The sequence below is a fragment of the Ruegeria sp. ABV4_181 genome, from assembly GCF_056158465.1.
This window is the reverse complement of sequence record NZ_JBSWTI010000006.1, coordinates 479,021-495,379: the sequence shown is the minus strand read 5'-3', so window position 1 is coordinate 495,379 and position 16,359 is coordinate 479,021. Positions and strand designations below refer to the sequence as shown.

General features: G+C 59.6%; 14 protein-coding genes. 6 read left to right on the top strand and 8 right to left on the bottom strand.

What is annotated here, in order from left to right:
* The 5 genes from ACXAC3_RS21720 to ACXAC3_RS21700 form a co-directional block, all read left to right on the top strand.
* Positions 1–209 (top strand): hypothetical protein (locus ACXAC3_RS21720; protein ID WP_475164795.1); only part of this gene is annotated, 209 nt, incomplete at its 5' end.
* A gap of 207 nt (positions 210–416) precedes the next feature.
* A complete protein-coding gene (locus tag ACXAC3_RS21715; RefSeq protein ID WP_475164792.1) occupies positions 417–1,409 on the top strand; it encodes an FHA domain-containing protein in 993 nt (330 codons plus the stop codon).
* A gap of 3 nt (positions 1,410–1,412) precedes the next feature.
* A complete protein-coding gene (locus ACXAC3_RS21710) occupies positions 1,413–2,198 on the top strand; it encodes a PP2C family protein-serine/threonine phosphatase (RefSeq protein WP_475164789.1) in 786 nt (261 codons plus the stop codon).
* 22 nt (positions 2,199–2,220) lie between these two features.
* Positions 2,221–3,483: a type 2 periplasmic-binding domain-containing protein gene (locus tag ACXAC3_RS21705; RefSeq protein ID WP_475164786.1), complete on the top strand. Its 1,263-nt coding sequence runs from the start codon at positions 2,221–2,223 to the stop codon at positions 3,481–3,483.
* Between the two features lie 44 nt (positions 3,484–3,527).
* Positions 3,528–4,637, top strand: coding sequence for a peptidoglycan-binding protein LysM (locus ACXAC3_RS21700; RefSeq protein WP_475164785.1), 1,110 nt, complete (start codon positions 3,528–3,530; stop codon positions 4,635–4,637).
* Positions 4,638–5,011: 374 nt separating this feature from the next.
* On the opposite strand, the gene ACXAC3_RS21695 is transcribed toward ACXAC3_RS21700, so the two are convergent.
* The 8 genes from ACXAC3_RS21695 to ACXAC3_RS21660 all read right to left on the bottom strand — a co-directional run bounded on the left by ACXAC3_RS21695 (position 5,012) and on the right by ACXAC3_RS21660 (position 14,917).
* A complete protein-coding gene (locus tag ACXAC3_RS21695; protein WP_475164783.1) occupies positions 5,012–7,225 on the bottom strand; it encodes an NADP-dependent isocitrate dehydrogenase in 2,214 nt (737 codons plus the stop codon).
* A 243-nt stretch (positions 7,226–7,468) separates the two neighbouring features.
* A complete protein-coding gene (locus ACXAC3_RS21690) occupies positions 7,469–8,620 on the bottom strand; it encodes a tetratricopeptide repeat protein (protein ID WP_475164781.1) in 1,152 nt (383 codons plus the stop codon).
* Positions 8,621–8,745: 125 nt separating this feature from the next.
* Positions 8,746–9,771, bottom strand: a complete 1,026-nt coding sequence (locus ACXAC3_RS21685) for a trans-3-hydroxy-L-proline dehydratase (protein ID WP_475164779.1) — start codon at positions 9,769–9,771, stop codon at positions 8,746–8,748.
* Positions 9,772–9,780: 9 nt separating this feature from the next.
* Positions 9,781–11,019: an NAD(P)/FAD-dependent oxidoreductase gene (locus ACXAC3_RS21680; RefSeq protein WP_475164776.1), complete on the bottom strand. Its 1,239-nt coding sequence runs from the start codon at positions 11,017–11,019 to the stop codon at positions 9,781–9,783.
* Complete coding sequence (locus ACXAC3_RS21675) at positions 11,016–11,948, bottom strand: 4-hydroxyproline epimerase (protein WP_475164775.1); 933 nt, start codon at positions 11,946–11,948, stop codon at positions 11,016–11,018. Before ACXAC3_RS21675 ends, ACXAC3_RS21680 begins: the two co-directional genes overlap by 4 nt.
* A complete protein-coding gene (locus tag ACXAC3_RS21670; RefSeq protein WP_475164772.1) occupies positions 11,939–12,898 on the bottom strand; it encodes a dihydrodipicolinate synthase family protein in 960 nt (319 codons plus the stop codon). The genes ACXAC3_RS21675 and ACXAC3_RS21670 overlap by 10 nt, the downstream gene beginning before the upstream one ends.
* A 157-nt stretch (positions 12,899–13,055) precedes the next feature.
* On the bottom strand, positions 13,056–14,114 hold the full coding sequence (locus ACXAC3_RS21665) for an ABC transporter ATP-binding protein (protein ID WP_475164771.1): 1,059 nt from the start codon (positions 14,112–14,114) through the stop codon (positions 13,056–13,058).
* Positions 14,111–14,917 (bottom strand): IclR family transcriptional regulator, encoded by an 807-nt coding sequence (locus ACXAC3_RS21660; RefSeq protein ID WP_475164813.1) that lies wholly within the window; start codon positions 14,915–14,917, stop codon positions 14,111–14,113. Before ACXAC3_RS21660 ends, ACXAC3_RS21665 begins: the two co-directional genes overlap by 4 nt.
* A 139-nt stretch (positions 14,918–15,056) precedes the next feature.
* On the opposite strand from ACXAC3_RS21660, the gene ACXAC3_RS21655 reads away from it, so the two are divergent.
* Positions 15,057–16,316, top strand: a complete 1,260-nt coding sequence (locus ACXAC3_RS21655) for an ABC transporter substrate-binding protein (RefSeq protein WP_475164769.1) — start codon at positions 15,057–15,059, stop codon at positions 16,314–16,316.
* Positions 16,317–16,359 lie beyond the last annotated feature (43 nt).

Here is a 16,359-nt window from a genome sequence, read left to right as displayed (position 1 = left end):
CCAACATGCCCGCTGGCGCGGCGACCGGCGGCCTTCAGAAGGGCGATGTGCTGGTGTCGGAATCCCAGACCGGCATGACCATCGACGGGTCGGAAAGCCTGGACGCGATGTTGGATAAGCTTGTGTCCGACAACTTGCCTGAGGCCCGTTTGACCGTGCGGCGCAACGGCGCCGAGACGGATGCAGTCATGCCCCTAGCGCAGGAGTAATCGGACCGGTTCGGAATGTAATCCGCCAGTGTGTGTTTGCTGAGGGCGTCGCGGGCAATCCCGCCGCTCTGACGGGGACCAGCCCGTCGCGGAATGTAAAAGTGATTTGGTTACAAGATCATAAGTACCGTTGCGTCCAAACGCGCAGAGGTGAGTAGCAGCCCCACGGGACGTCGTTCTGTGCAAAGAAACAAAGGTGTCGACACCATGTTCAAATACAAAAGCCCTCTCAGCCGGCTTCTCGAAGGTGCCGGCAAAGCCAAAGAGACCGAAGCCGAAATCGAAGAAACCGCCGCGCCCGAAACGGATGCAGCCCAGCCGATCGCGGATTTCAACGCACTGCGTCAGGCACTTGCCGGCGGCAACATGTCTTCTGAAAGCTATGAAGAAAGTGACGAGCTGCTTCCGGAACAGGATATGCCCGAGTTCGCCGAGGCCGAGGACCAGCCCGCCGAAGATTTGGCAGATGATGAGGTGATTGTCACCGAAGTCACCGACGCGGAACCCGAAGCCACCACGCCTGCGGATGAACCCGAAGAAGTCGAGCCTGAAGCGGTCGTGACGTTGCATGTGGCAACGGACGAGGAGGAAGAGCAGCCGGAGGAAGCCGCCGCCGCCGAAACCGTGGAAGAAGACCCGGTTGTCGAGGTTGTCGTCGAAACGCCCGAAGCCCCTCAACCCGTCCCGGTGGCCGAAGTCAGGACCGAGCCTGAAGCCCAACCCGCGCCTGCCCCCGCGTCCGACCGGCGCAGTCGCGTAAAAACCACTTTCCTTGGCTTTGAACGGGCGGACACGCATGTTCAGGACCTGATCGAGACGGCCGAGCCCGTGGCCAATACCGAAACCGCGAAAGAGACCTTCCCGGTGGGATGGCTGGTTGTAACCGGCGGGCCGGGACGCGGCGCCTGCATCACATTGACCGAAGGTCTGATGCAGATCGGTCGCAACGACGATCAGGCCATTCAACTGGACTTTGGCGACACCGGCATTTCCCGCAGCAATCATGCTGTCATCGCCTATGATCCCGAAGATCGTAAGTGCTATCTGGGGCATGGCGGCAAGGCCAACCTGGTGCGCCTGAACGGCAAGCCCGTGCTCAGCACCGTACCGCTGGCCAGCGGCGATCTTATCCGCATCAGCGAAACCTCGATCCGTTTTGCCGCCTTCTGCGATGACGGCTTTGACTGGCGGGATTCCTGATTGATGCTGGCGACTCCGGCATATGACATTGCGCTGATCCTGGAAAAGGGCCAGCGCGACACGCAGGAAGACGCGGTTGCGGCGCGCATGTTTGACGCGGCGAATGCCGGCTACGTTGTCATCGCTGACGGCATGGGCGGCCACGCCGCAGGCGAAGTGGCCTCCGATCTGGTGATCAGAGCCTGGCGCGGTGCGCTGGACGCTGAACTTGAGGCAGAGGATCCGTCCCGGACCACCCTGATTGATGCCTTGCCGCTGGCCGCCATGCAGGCCAACGCATTCATCGCCAACCATACCGAGGAACAGGGCCCCGGTTTCCATATGGGCTCGACCCTGTTGGGTGTCCTGCTCATGGGACGTCGGCTCTACTGGATCTCGATCGGCGACAGCCCATTGTACCTGTTTCGCAACGGCAATTTGCGTCAGATCAACGAAGACCATTCCATGGCTCCGGTGATTGACGCGCAGGTGGCGCAAGGCAGCCTGACGCAGGCCCAGGCGCTGGCGCATCCGGACCGCAACCAGCTGACTTCGGTGATCATGGGCGCCGCCATCCCCAAGGTGGATTGCCCGGAAGACCCGGTGGAACTGGTGCCCTCGGACATTCTGCTGATCGGCAGCGACGGGCTGCAATATCTCAGCGATGCGGAAATCGAGTCGATCCTGCGGGCGAATTCCCAATCGCTGGCTCAGGACATTGCCGACGCGTTGTTACAGGCGCTGCAGGCCAAGGCCGACCCCGATCAGGACAATGCCTCGATCGGCGTCGTGAAACTAACAAGAAACTAACCAAGGCAAAGCTACAGGACCCATGAGACCCCATCTGATCATATCCAGCCTGGCACTTGCTGCCGCGGCCGGAGCCGCCTCTGCGCAAGAGGCGTGCTCGACCTACGAAATTCAGCGCGGCGACAGCCTTCGTGAGCTGACCATCGAAGTGTATTCGACCGAAGACTTTCGCATCATCTTCGATGCCAACCGCGATGTGATCGGCAACAACCCGAACATCATAAGGGTAGGTGACGTACTGACCCTGCCCTGTCTGGAAGATATCGGCCGTGCGCCATCCGCTCCGCAGACCGAAGCCGAAGCGATGGCGGCCGAAATGGCCTCGGAACTGGTCAAGGCTGCCGAGGATCGGGCAGCCAAAGCCATCGCCAAGGCCGAAGCGCGCGTGGCCGAAGCTGAGGCCGAGGCCAAGAAGGCCAGCGAGGACGCGGTAATCGCCGCCAAAGCGGCGGCCAAGGAAGAGATCGAGGCGGCCCGCGCCGAAGCGGCGGCACTGATCCGCAATGCAGACGCTGGCGAGCGGCCGGAAATCCGTGACCGTCAGCTGCTGTTGATCACCGGCGGCAACTACGCGCCGTTCACCGACGAGGCCCTGCCCAACCGCGGCCTTTACACCAATCTGGTCGAAACCGCGATGTTGCGCGCGGCGCCCGAGCAGGCCTATAAAATCCAGTTCGTCAACGACTGGTCCTCGCATCTGGATCTGTTGATGCCAACCCTGGCCTTTGACGCGACCTTCCCCTGGTCGCGCCCGAACTGCGAAGAGGCCGCCGCGCTGTCGGAAAAGGACCGCGCCCGCTGTGAAACCTACAACTTCTCGAACCCGTTCTACGAAGTTGTGGATACGTTCTTTGCCCGCGAAGGGTCCGGTTACGAACAGACGCTGACCTATGCCGATTTTGCCGGAACGACCATCTGCCGCCCCGAAGGCTGGTCGCTGTCGCACATGGACGCCGTAGGTCTGTACGAACCGGCGATTTCGCTTGTGCGCCCGGTTTCGCCGGATGACTGCTTTCACGCGCTGATGGATGGCACGGCCGATATCGTTGCGGTCGAGGCGCATCTGGCTGTTGAGGCAATCGCGCGGCTGGGTTACGAGCACCGCATCATCGAAAACCCCAACCTGGCGGCGATCAAGTCGCTTAACGTTATGACCCACAAAGATAATCCGGATGGGGAAGCGATCCTTGAGACGCTCAACCAGGGTCTGGCGATCATGCAACAATCCGGCGAATGGCGTGACATCGTGTCGACCGCCCTGCGTCACCAAATGGAAAATGGCTAAGGCCCCGATAGGCCTGACAACAAAAAAGTCTGGAGGAAGTGGACATGTTGAATTCTAACCTGAAAAAAGTCGTGCTGTCGGCCACCGCCGTCACCGCCCTGAGCGCCGGAGCTGCGGCCGCGCAGGAAGCCTGTACCAACTATACCGTGGAAGACGGTGACACGATGGCGACCATCGCCATCGCGGCCTATGGCACTTCGAACTATCAGCCGATCTTCAACGCGAACCGCAACGTTATCACCAACCCGAACGCGCTGGAGCCTGGTCTGGTTCTGGCCCTGCCCTGTGAGGATGGCAGCCTGCCGAACGGCCAGTCCGCTCAGGAAATTATCGCCGCGGAAGAGGCCCGTGCCGCCAGCGTCAAACGCTCCAGCGTCTATCAGCCGCCGATCAAGCTGGTCACCGGCAACGGCTGGGCTCCCTTCGCCGATAAATCACTGAACGGCGGCGGCGCGATCACCCGTCTGGGCACCACCGCGCTGCAGCGTGGCGGTAACGCTCGCGACTATTCGGTCAGCTTCGTGGACGACTGGAACTCGCACCTTGAAACTCTGCTGCCGCTGGGCGCGTTTGACGTGTCGATGGCGTGGAACATGCCGGACTGCACCAACCGTACCTATGAATGGTCGTGGGAAACCGAAGTACGCTGCACCCAGTTCGACGCCTCCGTTCCGGTTTATGACATCGTGGTCGGCTTCTACACCATCCCGGAAAGCGACTATGCCGGTGCTACCACGTTCGAGCAGCTGAAAGGCGCCACCATCTGCCGTATGGACGGCTGGTTCATCCACGATCTGGAGCAGGAAGGCCTGCACAACGGCGACACCATGACCCTGATGCAGCCGATCACCGCGCGTGAATGCCTGGATGCGGTTCTGACCGGTACCGCCGATGTCGCAACCTTCGAAGTTCAGCTGTTCTCGGACACCATGGTTGAAATGGGTCTGAACCAGAACGACCTGGTCGAGAACCCGTTCGTGACTTCGCTGTCCTCGCTGCGCTTCATCAGCCACCGCAGCAACCCGTTCGGCAAGCAGTATCTGGCGATGCTGAACAAGGGCCTGAACGAGATGCGGGAATCCGGCGAATGGTACGCGATCGTTTCGGACACTCTGCGCGAGCACAACGAGAAACTGATGGCAGCGTCGAACTGATCCCTCGGTTCACTTAAGCGCTCTGGGGCCGGTCTTAGGACCGGCCTTTTTTGTCGCCTGTCGTACGGTTGACCAACGCCCCGATACCGGAGGCAAACAATCCGATTCCATCCTGCCTAAGCCATCCGATTGCGTGCGGTTTGCACCGGATCAGGCCCGGATTTTCCGTTCTTCACGGCATATTCCGCACGCACTACGGGAAACCCCTAATACCATGACCGGATAAACTTGCTAACGTGAAGGTAACAGCACCGGTGAGGCATCTGCCTCGCCACTCACTCAAAAAGGGCCGACTTTGGGGGTCGGCCCTTTTTCTGATTAACTCACTGATTTTCAAACGAATAAGCCACACCTTGCGGTGTGGCTTATTCTGATCAACCGATGATCGCGTTCAGGGTCGCGCTTGGACGCATGACAGCGGCCGTCTTGACCGGATCAGTGTGATAGTAGCCGCCGAGATCCGCCGCCGCGCCCTGTGCTGCAGCCAATTCGCCCAGAATCTGTTCTTCCTTGGCAGCCAGTTCGGCGGCAACCGGAGCAAACTCGGCCGCGAGGTCCGCATCATCAGATTGCGCAGCCAGCGCATCGGCCCAGTACCGGGCGAACCAGTAGTGGCTGTCGCGGTTGTCCGGCTGTCCGACTTTGCGGCTGGGCGACTTGTTGTTGTCCAGAATGCCCTGCGTTGCGGCCTCGGCCGCGGCACCCAAAACGCCAGCTTTGGCGTTGCCCTTGCTGTCGGCCAGAAAGTTCAGCGATTCCCCCAATGCGCAGAACTCACCCATCGAGTCCCAGCGCAGGTGGTTTTCCTCAACCAGCTGCTGGACGTGCTTCGGGGCCGAGCCGCCCGCACCGGTTTCAAACAGGCCGCCGCCATTCATCAATTTGACGATCGACAGCATCTTGGCCGAGGTACCCAGTTCTAGGATCGGGAACAGGTCGGTCAGGTAGTCGCGCAACACGTTGCCGGTGATGGCAATCGAGTCATTGCCCGCGGTGATGGTTTCCAGCGACTGGCGGGTTGCCTCACGCGGGGCCATGATTAGGAACTTGTCGGCCACGCCAGCGGCCTGAAGCGCCGGTTTGACGTATTTGATCAGTTCCGCGTCATGGGCGCGGTTTGCGTCCAGCCAGAAGATCGCCTCGGAACCTGTCAGACGCTGACGGTCCATCGCCAGTTGAATCCAGTTCTCGATCGGGGCTTTCTTGACCGTGCAGGACCGCCAGATATCACCCTGTTCAACATCATGCGAGTGCAGCGTTTCACCATTGGCCAGAACGATGCGAATGGTGCCGTCGGCAGGTGCCTGGAACGTGGTCGGGTGCGAGCCGTATTCTTCAGCTTTCTGCGCCATCAGGCCAACATTCGCCACAGCACCGGCGGTGGCGGGGTTCAGCGCGCCGTTGGCTTTGAAGAACTTGATGGTCTCGTCATAGACCGGCGCATAGCAGCGGTCGGGGATCACGCAGTTGGTGTCGCCCTTCGCCCCGGTTTCATCCCAGCCTTTACCACCCGCGCGGATCACGGCGGGCATTGAGGCGTCGATGATCACATCCGACGGCACATGCAGGTTGGTGATACCGCGATCCGAGTCGACCATGTACATCGACGGGCGGTCGCCCTTGATCGCGTCGATGGCGGCCATGATGTCAGCATTGCCCTGAACACGTTCCAGCAGATCGCCCAGACCCGAGTTCGGGTTCACGCCCAACTCGTCCAGCTCGGCGCCGAATTTCTCGAACACCGGGGCCAGCCATGCCTTGACCGCATAGCCAAAGATGATCGGGTCGCTGACCTTCATCATCGTCGCCTTCATGTGCAGCGAGAACATGGTGCCGTCTTGTTTGGTGTCCTCTATGGCGTCGGCCAGGAAGGACGACAGCGCCTTGACCGACATGAAAGTCGCATCCGCCACGGTGCCTTCTGCCAGCGGCCAGCTGTCTTTCAGAACGGTCACGCTGCCGTCTTTGCCCACAAACTCGATCCTGGCGTCACCGGCCTGCGCGGCGGTGATGGTGGCCGATTTCTCATTGGCATAGAAATCGTTGCCGGGCATGGACGACACTTTGGTTTTGCTGTCCGACGCCCATTTCCCCATCGAATGCGGGTTTTTCTGGGCGTAGTTCTTGACCGCCCGCGCCGCCCGGCGGTCGCTGTTGCCTTCGCGCAGAACCGGGTTTACTGCCGAACCCTTGATGGCGTCGTAACGGGCACGGATCGCCTTTTCCGCGTCATTCGAAGGTTCCTCGGGGTAATTCGGAATGTCGTAGCCCTGCGACTGCAACTCTTCGATGGCCGCCGCCAATTGCGGAACCGAGGCCGAGATGTTGGGCAGTTTGATTACATTGGCATCGGGCGTTTTCACCAGTTCACCCAGCGCCGCCAGATCGTCGGTAATGCGCTGATCGTCTGTCAAGTTCTCCGGAAAGGTCGCCAGAATACGACCTGCAAGCGAAATATCCTTGGTGCCAACACTGACACCCGCCGCCGAGGCGAATTTGCGAATGATGGGCAGGAACGAGGCGCTGGCCAGCTCGGGCGCTTCGTCTACAATGGTATACAATATGTCGAAGTTCGATTTATCTGCCATATTCTTTTACCTTTTTTAAGCCTTTCGGGGCGTGCGATCCAAGAGTGTGCCACATTCGCGTGGCGGGGGCGGGGCGCGAGTATCCTACCGCGCCGACGATGACTCTGTTTTGACAGGGCCTCCCTTAAATGAGGTTCGGCCCGGGATCAATCGTCTAAAGGGGGCGCAAATTGCCACGGGTTGGCGGAAATTTTGGAGTTTGAGTGAAGCTAGAAGGATAATCCCCAAATTGGCATGCCCATATCATTTCTCAGTGGTTGACTTAGGAGGTTCATACAAATGGTGGTTCAATTCTTTGCCAACGAGCGTTACGTATTCTGAAACCGCCTTGTCGAGATGATCGATTGATCCAATGTAAGCTTGCCGGGGAACAGACACGCCTGCTTTGCAAAAAATGTCCAAGAGTGCTTTTCGACCTGCCCGCCCGGTTCCTTGCAGGAATAACTTAAACTCTTTCGTTGCCAAATCTGGTCGACCCAGAATCGCGTAGTATTCACCACGATGCACCAACTCTTCGTTACTACTCCATAAGTACCATTCGATGGCGTTGTAGAACCACCTTCTGAAGAATATTTCGTTTGAATCATCTTCCGCAACTATGCGAGCCGCCTGCTCCTCAACGTATTCAATTCCCTTTTCCTCGTCGCCGATCTTTAGATGGATCATGGCCGGGAACCACGACTCGTAGAACGGTCCGGGTTCCAGCCGTGCCATTTCTGACACAGCCTCTAAAGCACTTTCGTGATCGCCGGTGACTTGTAGATCTAGGCTAAATTGAGAGGCGTACACCCAGGTTTCATCGGGCCAGCGCTGTTTGGCTTGCGCCAGAAACCGTTTGGCCCCTTCAATTCCATCCCTGTCATAGTAAACATACGACAGTTCTCCGCCTGCTCCTTCGTGGCTTGGATCGACCTCCAAGATTTTCTCCAAACCTAAAATGGCAGCACGAAAGTTTTCCTGGCGCTTGTCAAATCTGGCCTTGTTATACAACGCATAGGTACTGTCAGGGTCGATCAGCAGGACCTTCGCATAATCAGCTTCCGCGGCCTCAGTATTCCCGATTGCGTCCTGAGCGAACGCGCGCCTCAATATCGAGTTTGGGTCGTTCGGATGCAATTCCAACGCACTGGTATAGTCTGAGATCGCCTCGTCATACCTTTTGCCGCAATAGTTGGCCCAGGCCCGCGCCCTCAGAAGCCCGTTTCGTTGCTCAGTGCTGATCTCTTCAGCCTCCAACAACGTCGTGCATGCAGCAATGACTGTGGTGGCACCTCCCTTGTTGCCCAAACATGCCTCGGCCAGTTCGGTGAAATTCGTCGCGGATTTCGACGGGGAATTGAACGACAGCAGCAGCGCTGCAATTACAACAAACAGGGCGGCAAGGCGTATATGCATCAAGGCTCCTTCAGATTTGGGGTACTCATCTTAAGGTGGTGTCGCGCGGTCTGCACACAAGGGACCCGCACCCGCAACAATCTGATAGTGAGGCAAATATACTACATGAGATTCGCGGTAAGGGTTCACACACCCCAGGTGTCGCTTAGCCTGTAACCTTCCGGCCAGGGATCATCCGGGTCCAGCATGTGCTGGTGCGTGCCGGTGATCCAGCCGCGACCGCTGATCTCGGGGATGATTGCGGCCCGGCCTCCGACATGGATTTTCTCAACGATCCGACCAGTGAAACGGGACCCGATGATCGATACCGCCTCGAAGGTCTGCCCGACATTCATCTGCCCCTTCGCAGCCATCAACGCCATGCGCGCGGAAACCGCCGTTCCGGTTGGCGACCGATCAACCTTGCCCGGCTGGATGGCGACGGCGGATTTGCCTGTCAGGCCGGCCCCGGTATTCTGGAGAGGTCCGCAAAAAGCGCAGAAAGAGATGTGGTTCCAGTCCGGGTTTTCGGGGTGCGTAAAGCCCAGTTGTTCATTGGCCGCATTCGTGATCGTAACCCCAAGGCGCGCGATATCGCGGGCCTCGTCCCGGTCGATGCTCAACCCCAGCGCCGTGGCGTCGACAACCACGAAACTGTCACCGCCATAAGCTGTGTCGACAGCCAGAGTGCCGATCCCGGGAACCTCAAGCGGCACCGATATCTGATCGGCAAAACTAGGCAGGTTTTGCACGTGAATGCGCTCGGCCTTGCCGTTCCGGCAGTCGGCGCGCACGCGCACGAGGCCACCTGGCGCCTCCAGCGTCATCCGGGTTTCCGGTTCCTGCATCGGGATGATCCCGCTGTCCAGAAGAACGGTCGAGACACAAATCGCGTTCGACCCGGACATGGGCGGCGTGTCCTCGGGCTCCATGATGATAAACGCTGCGTCGGCCTCGGGGTGTTTGGGCGGGACGAGAAGATTAATATGGCGAAACACACCGCCGCGCGGCTCATTCAACACGAAATTGCGCAATGTCTGGTCCTGCGCCACGTAAGAACGCTGATCCCAGATCGTGCCACCTGGGGGCGGCTGAACGCCGCCAACGATCACATCGCCCACTTCGCCTTCTGCGTGGGCCGAGATGATGTGGATGGTTTTGGTGCTGCGCATGGCTCCTCCTCAGAACCGGGTCGGAGAATACGGGGTCAGGGGCACCGGGGAGGGTTGGCTGTCGCTCAGCGCCCCGACCAGTTCGGCCGTTCCGGCGGATTGGGTCAGACCCAAATGGCCATGACCAAAGGCGTATATGACCGCGGGTGCGTTGGGTGAAGGTCCGATCACAGGGATACTGTCCGGCAGGGACGGTCGATAACCCATCCATTGTGTGCCGCCTTCTGTTCGGAGACCCGGCATGAATTGTGCGGCCTTCTTCAGCAGGGTTTCGGCGCGCTTGAAATTTGGCGGCAGGTGTAATCCACCCAGTTCGACCGCGCCGCCGACGCGGACGCCGCCATTGATCCGGCTGGCGACAAAGCCGTGGGCCGAAAATGTCAGATGCATGCGCAGATCAAAGGCGCCTTCCGGCAGGGTCGTGTTATAGCCGCGTTCTGTTTCAAGCGGGATGTGGTCGCCCAAGGTGCGGGCCAGATGGTGTGACCACGCGCCGGCGCAGACCACAACGCGCGATGCGTCGATCAGACCATCCGAAATGGCAATCCCGACCCCGTTTTCCCCGGGCGTCAGAGCTCGGATTTCTCGCGTTTCGATCCGGCCGCCGCGCGTTCGAAATACCTGTGCCAGATGTTCGACCCATGTCTTCGGGTCGATCGTATTCAACCAGTTCGGCGTAAAGCCTGCATGGGTAAAGCGGGGGCTCAGACCGGGTTGCCGTTCTGCTATGGCCTCACGACTTTCCAGCAGATCGAAGGCGATCCCATGCGCGCGGCGCAGGTCCCATGCGGGCAGGCTGGCGCGGAATTCGGCCTCGCCTTCATAAAGCTGCAACTGCCCGTCGCGCTGCATCAGGGGTTCGCCGTCAACATGGTCGATCAATCGGTCCAGCGCGCCGCTGGACAGATCCATCAGGCTGGCCTGCGCCGTCAGCAGATCCCGGTAACGGGCCGGGCGGCTGGCGCGCCAGAATCGGAACATCCAGGGGGCGATTTTCAACGCATAGGCTGGTGGAATTGAAAGCGGACCCAACGGGTCCAGCAGCCATTTCGGTGCCTTGCGCATTATTCCGGGGGTTGCCAGAGGTTCAACCTCGGGGAAAGCAAAGGCCCCGGCATTTCCGGCCGAGGTCTGCGCGGCGACACCTTCGCGATCCAGAACCAGAACCGAATGCTCGCGCCGTTGCAGTTCCAGCGCGGTTGTGATGCCGATCACCCCGGCCCCGATCACCACAACCTGTCGGGTCATAACTCGATTCCGCTCCGGAACGGGTCACCATCTGCAAATATCAGGCGGGATTCGGCCATGATATGAGCCTGTCCGGTGATCGACGGAATGATGCCGCCGTTCGAACCCGGCTGATAGGACAAGCGATATGTGCTGCCGATGACGCTCTGTTGGACGATTTCCTCACCGGGGGCCAGCGTTCCGTCGGCGGCCAGACAGGCCAGCCGCGCGGAACTTCCGGTGCCACAGGGCGAGCGGTCATAAGTGTCATCCGGACACAGAACAAAGTTTCGGCTGTGAACGTCCGGATCGTCAGAGTCTCCCTGAAAGATCACATGATCAATCGGCTCGCCTTTTTCGCCGCCAATACCCTGCGCGATCGACGCCCTGCGGACCGCAATCGTCATATCCGTCAACTGCCGGATATTGCCGGGATCAACGGGGATCGGGCTGGGATCGACGATAAAGAACCAGTTGCCGCCATAGGCCACGTCCCCGGACACCGGGCCATAGTCCGGAACGTCCAACGTTATGCCACGGTGAACCCGGCGGCTTTCTACATTTGTCACCGTAACCGTGTTGGTATCGTGCAGTTCGACCGTCACAACACCGGCGGGCGTTTCGATCTTGTGTCGACCGACAGAGATCCGCCCCAGATGGGCCAGCGTGACGGTCAGGCCGATGGTTCCGTGCCCGCACATGCCCAACACGGCATCCGCATCAAAATAGATCACGCCGGTCACGCAGGTGGGGTCTGCCGGCTCGACCAGCAGAGCCCCGACCATGGCCGGTTGCCCGCGCGGCTCCAGCATGACCGAGCGGTAGAACGCCTTGTGGTCGGTCGCCAGACGGTGTGCACGCTCGTCCAGCCCACCTGAACCCAGATCGGGCGCGCCGTCGAGGATGACCCGCGTGGGCTCACCCCCGGTATGGCTGTCGATCACATGCATTCAGCGATCACTCCACCCTGTCTGGACCAGTCGGCGAACCACGAGCGGAACAGGTCATATTGCTGTTCGCAATAGTTGCGCTGCGCGTCGGACAGTTCGTCTGTCTCATTGAAATGCAGGCGGTATTCCTGTTCTCCGTTCAGCACCAGAAGGTGCTTATAGTACAGGACCAGATCCGGACCTTCGTCAAAACTGGACAGCACATGGATTGCCTCGGTCAGTTCAAGCGCCCGCTGACGCGCCTCGGCATTGCCTTGCGCGGCCTTTTTGGACAGCGCGGCCAGCAACATGGCCTCGCGCGGCAAAGCCGTGCCGATTCCAGTGATTGATCCGGTGGCTCCGCAATTGACAAAGCCGTGGTACACTTCGGTATCGACGCCGACCATCAGGGTAACCTGATCGTCCTGGCTGGTGATGTTCTCAGCGGCATATCGCAGATCGTCTTTGCCGCCGAATTCCTTGAAGCCGATGAGGTTGGGATGTTCGGCCCGCAATGCAAAGAACAGCTCGGCCCGGGTCGCGAACCCGTAGTAGGGGCTGTTGTAGATGATCGCGGGAACATCTGGCGCTGCGGACAGAATTGCCTTGAAGTGGTTTTTCTGCGCAGCCGGTGAACTGCCCCGCGACAGAACCCGCGGGATGACCATCAGCCCGACGGCGCCCATCTTTTGCGCATGGGCCGCATGAGCCACCGCGGATCTCGTGTTGATGGCACCGGTGCCGACCACAACGGGCAATCCCGCGCCTATCAGTCTTTCCACGCCCTCCATCCGCTGCGCGTCGGTCAGCAGCGGCCAGTCGCCCATCGATCCGCAATAGACCACCGCGGACATGCCGGCACTGATCATCTGTTCCCCCTTGCGTACCAACGCGTCGAAATCCGGTGCACGGTCCGGCGTGCAGGGCGTCATCAGCGCAGGCATGGTGCCGGTGAAAACATTGGTCGACATCGGTATTATCCTTCAGAAAATTGCGTCAGAGCCGTTTGCCCTGGCTCTCGGAATCGCCATAACGGATATTGGATACAAAATCCATAAGAATTCCGACGCAAAAAAGCGCGCCGGATCCGGGGATCGGCGCGCCCTTTATTCGATCAGGTAGTTACGATTACCTGAACCGTTGACCCGTCTCAGTATCAAACAGCATGGCGCGTTCCGGACGAACGACGATACCGATGCGGTCACCATGCGCGCTGCGTTGATCGTCGCGTTCCTCGACGATCAGCTTTTCGCCGTTCGGGGTCAGCAGATAGGAATAGCTTACGCCCCCCAGCGCTTCGGTCAGATCAACGGTACAGGTGTCCGCCGCGCGGTCGATCTCGATATGTTCGGGTCGGATGCCAAGGGTCACCCTGGTCGTTCCCGCAGGCACGGTTGCGGTCATCGAAAGGGGGCCGCTAAGCGCCGGGTGCGTCACCTGGCCATCCACGAAATCGCATTCAAGAAAGTTCATTGCAGGTGAGCCGATAAATCCGGCCACAAACCGGTTGTCCGGATTGCGATACAGGTCCATCGGGGCGCCGACCTGTTCGATACGCCCATCGCGCAGCACGACGATCTTGTCCGCCATGGTCATCGCTTCGACCTGATCGTGAGTCACGTAGATCATGGTCGCGCCGATCTCATTGTGCAGCCGCGCGATCTCGACCCGCATCTCGACACGCAGTTCGGCATCGAGGTTGGACAAAGGTTCGTCAAACAAGAACACCTCGGGCCCGCGCACGATGGCGCGTCCGATGGCCACGCGCTGGCGCTGACCGCCCGACAGAGCCTTTGGCTTGCGCTTGAGGTACTGGTCCAGCTTCAGGATGTTCGACGCTTCCTGCACTTTTTCTTCAATCTCGGACTTCGCGACCCCGTTCATACGCAGACCAAAGCCCATGTTTTCGGCAACCGTCATATGCGGGTACAGAGCGTATGTCTGAAACACCATTGCGACGCCGCGCTTGGCCGGGTCCATATGGGTCACCTCTCGCGCCCCGATGTGGATTTGACCCTCCGAGGTTTCTTCCAGCCCGGCAATCATCCTGAGCAGAGTGGACTTGCCGCAGCCCGAAGGCCCGACAAACACACAGAATTCCCCATCCTCGATCTGCAGATCAATGCCGTGAATGACCTGAGTCTGACCGTATCGCTTGATTGCGTGATTCAGAGTGACACCCGTCATGTTGCTTGCATCCTGTCATTGTGTGCGTTTGGGCGGCTCTCGGGGAACCGCCAGGCCTGTGCTTCGGTTCCGATCTGTCCGGCCACGCGGCGAACACGGGGAACCCAAGTTTCCAGTTGGTCGAGATTCATGCGCTCGGTCGATCCGGTGACCGAAATCGCCCCCAGCACGCGCCCGCCCGATGTCAGGATCGGACAGGCAATACAGATGATGCCAGGCTCATGCTCTTCATCATCTATGGCGTACCCCCGGTGACGTACCAGATCGAGGTCGGCGCGCAGCGCCTGTTCCGATGTCAGCGTCTTGTCGGTGAACCGGTGATAGCTTTGCTGGGAAATGGCCTTGTTCAGCGACTTGTCGTCCAGAAAGGCCATCATTGCCTTGCCGACGCCGGTACAATAGGCCGGGCCGACCTTGCCCGCCTGCGAGAACATCTCGATCGGCTGGGCTGCGTTGCGCTTGTCGATATACAGCACCTGGCTGGAATCGAGCTGCGCCAGATGCACGGTTTCGCCGGTTTCGCGGCTGAGCGCATCAAGAAAGGGGCGCGCGATCGGTGCCAGCGAGCTTTGCGTCCAGGCTGCATGAGCCAGCCGCACAAGACGCATCCCCGGCGAGTAAGTCTGCCGGTCCGGATCGTAATACAGCATGCCCTGATTGGTCAGAGATTGCAGAAACCGGTACAGCGTCGCCTTGGGAAAGTCGCTGCCGTCCAGCAATTCCGCGAATCGGACCGGTCGCGCAAAGGACGCCACCTGATCCAGCACATCACATGCTTTTCCTATAGTTCCGTCACCAGACACTGGCACGTTATCTCCTCCACTTACCCCCGACCAATGGCACGAGGGTCTTGACAAGACTAACCGAGTTGATGTGTAGTTTTCAATATATAAAACTTGGTTCCATTATTTGGAACAGAAATGGAAGCTAAGGGAGGAAACCATGCATTCCATCTTCAAGCGCACAACGGCCGCGCTGGCCATGAGCGTTGCATTTGCCGCTCCGGCTGCGGCCGAGCTGACCGGCGAGTTGCGAATCTTCCTCGATACATCGAACCCGGCGCCCCGTGCGACGATGGAGGCGATGATCGACCGGTTCGCGCAGCAGCACCCCGGGCTGGAAATTGAAACCACCGTGATCGACCGCGAAGCGTACAAGACGCAGATCCGCAACTTCCTGACGGCCGACACGCCGGACGTCGCGACGTGGTACGCGGCCAACCGGATGAAACCCTATGTCGAGGCGGGCCTGTTCGAGGACGTGTCCGACCTGTGGGCCGAACCCGAGATTGCCGACAACCTGTCCTCGACCAAAGGCGCGATGACGATCGACGGCAAGCAGTGGGGCGTGCCCTATACCTACTATCAGTGGGGCGTCTACTATCGTAAGGACATCTTCGACGAACTGGGCCTGAGCGAGCCGACCACCTGGGAAGAGGAACTGGCGAACTGCCAGAAAATCGTCGATTCGGGCCGGGCCTGCTATACCATCGGCACCAAGTTCCTTTGGACCGCCGGCGGCTGGTTCGACTATCTGAACATGCGCACCAACGGTTTCGACTTCCACCAGCAGCTTGCCAATGGCGAAGTCAGCTGGGAAGACGATCGGGTCAAGCAGACCTTCGCCAACTGGAAACAGCTGATCGACATGGGCGCGTTCATCGACAACCACCAGACCTATAGCTGGCAGGAAGCGCTGCCGTTCATGGTCAATGGCGACGCGACAGCCTATCTGATGGGCAACTTTGCCGTCGCGCCCCTGCGTGATGCCGGTCTGACCGATGATCAGCTGGACTTCTACCAGTTTGTTGCCATCAACCCTGATGTCGAACTGGCCGAAGACGCGCCGACGGACACGTTCCACATTCCGGCCAACGCTTCGAACAAGGAAGCTGCACGCGCGTTCCTGCGCTTTGCAGTGTCGCCGGATCAGCAGACCGAGATCAACAACGGCGCCAACCTGGGCCAGTTGCCGGTCAACGCGCAGTCTTCTGTGGATAACGACAAGTTCCTGCAACAGGGCTTTGAAATGCTGTCGGCAAACAGCCCCGGCGGTGTTGCTCAGTTCTGGGACCGTGACGCGCCTGCGGAAATGGCCAAGGTCTCGATGGAAGGCTTCCAGGAATTCATGGTCAAGCCTGACAACGTAGATAACATCCTGGCCAAGCTGGAGCGTGCGCGCGGGCGCATCTACGACAACTAAAGCCAGTCTCAGGCCGGGGTTGAACTCCGGCCTGAAACATACG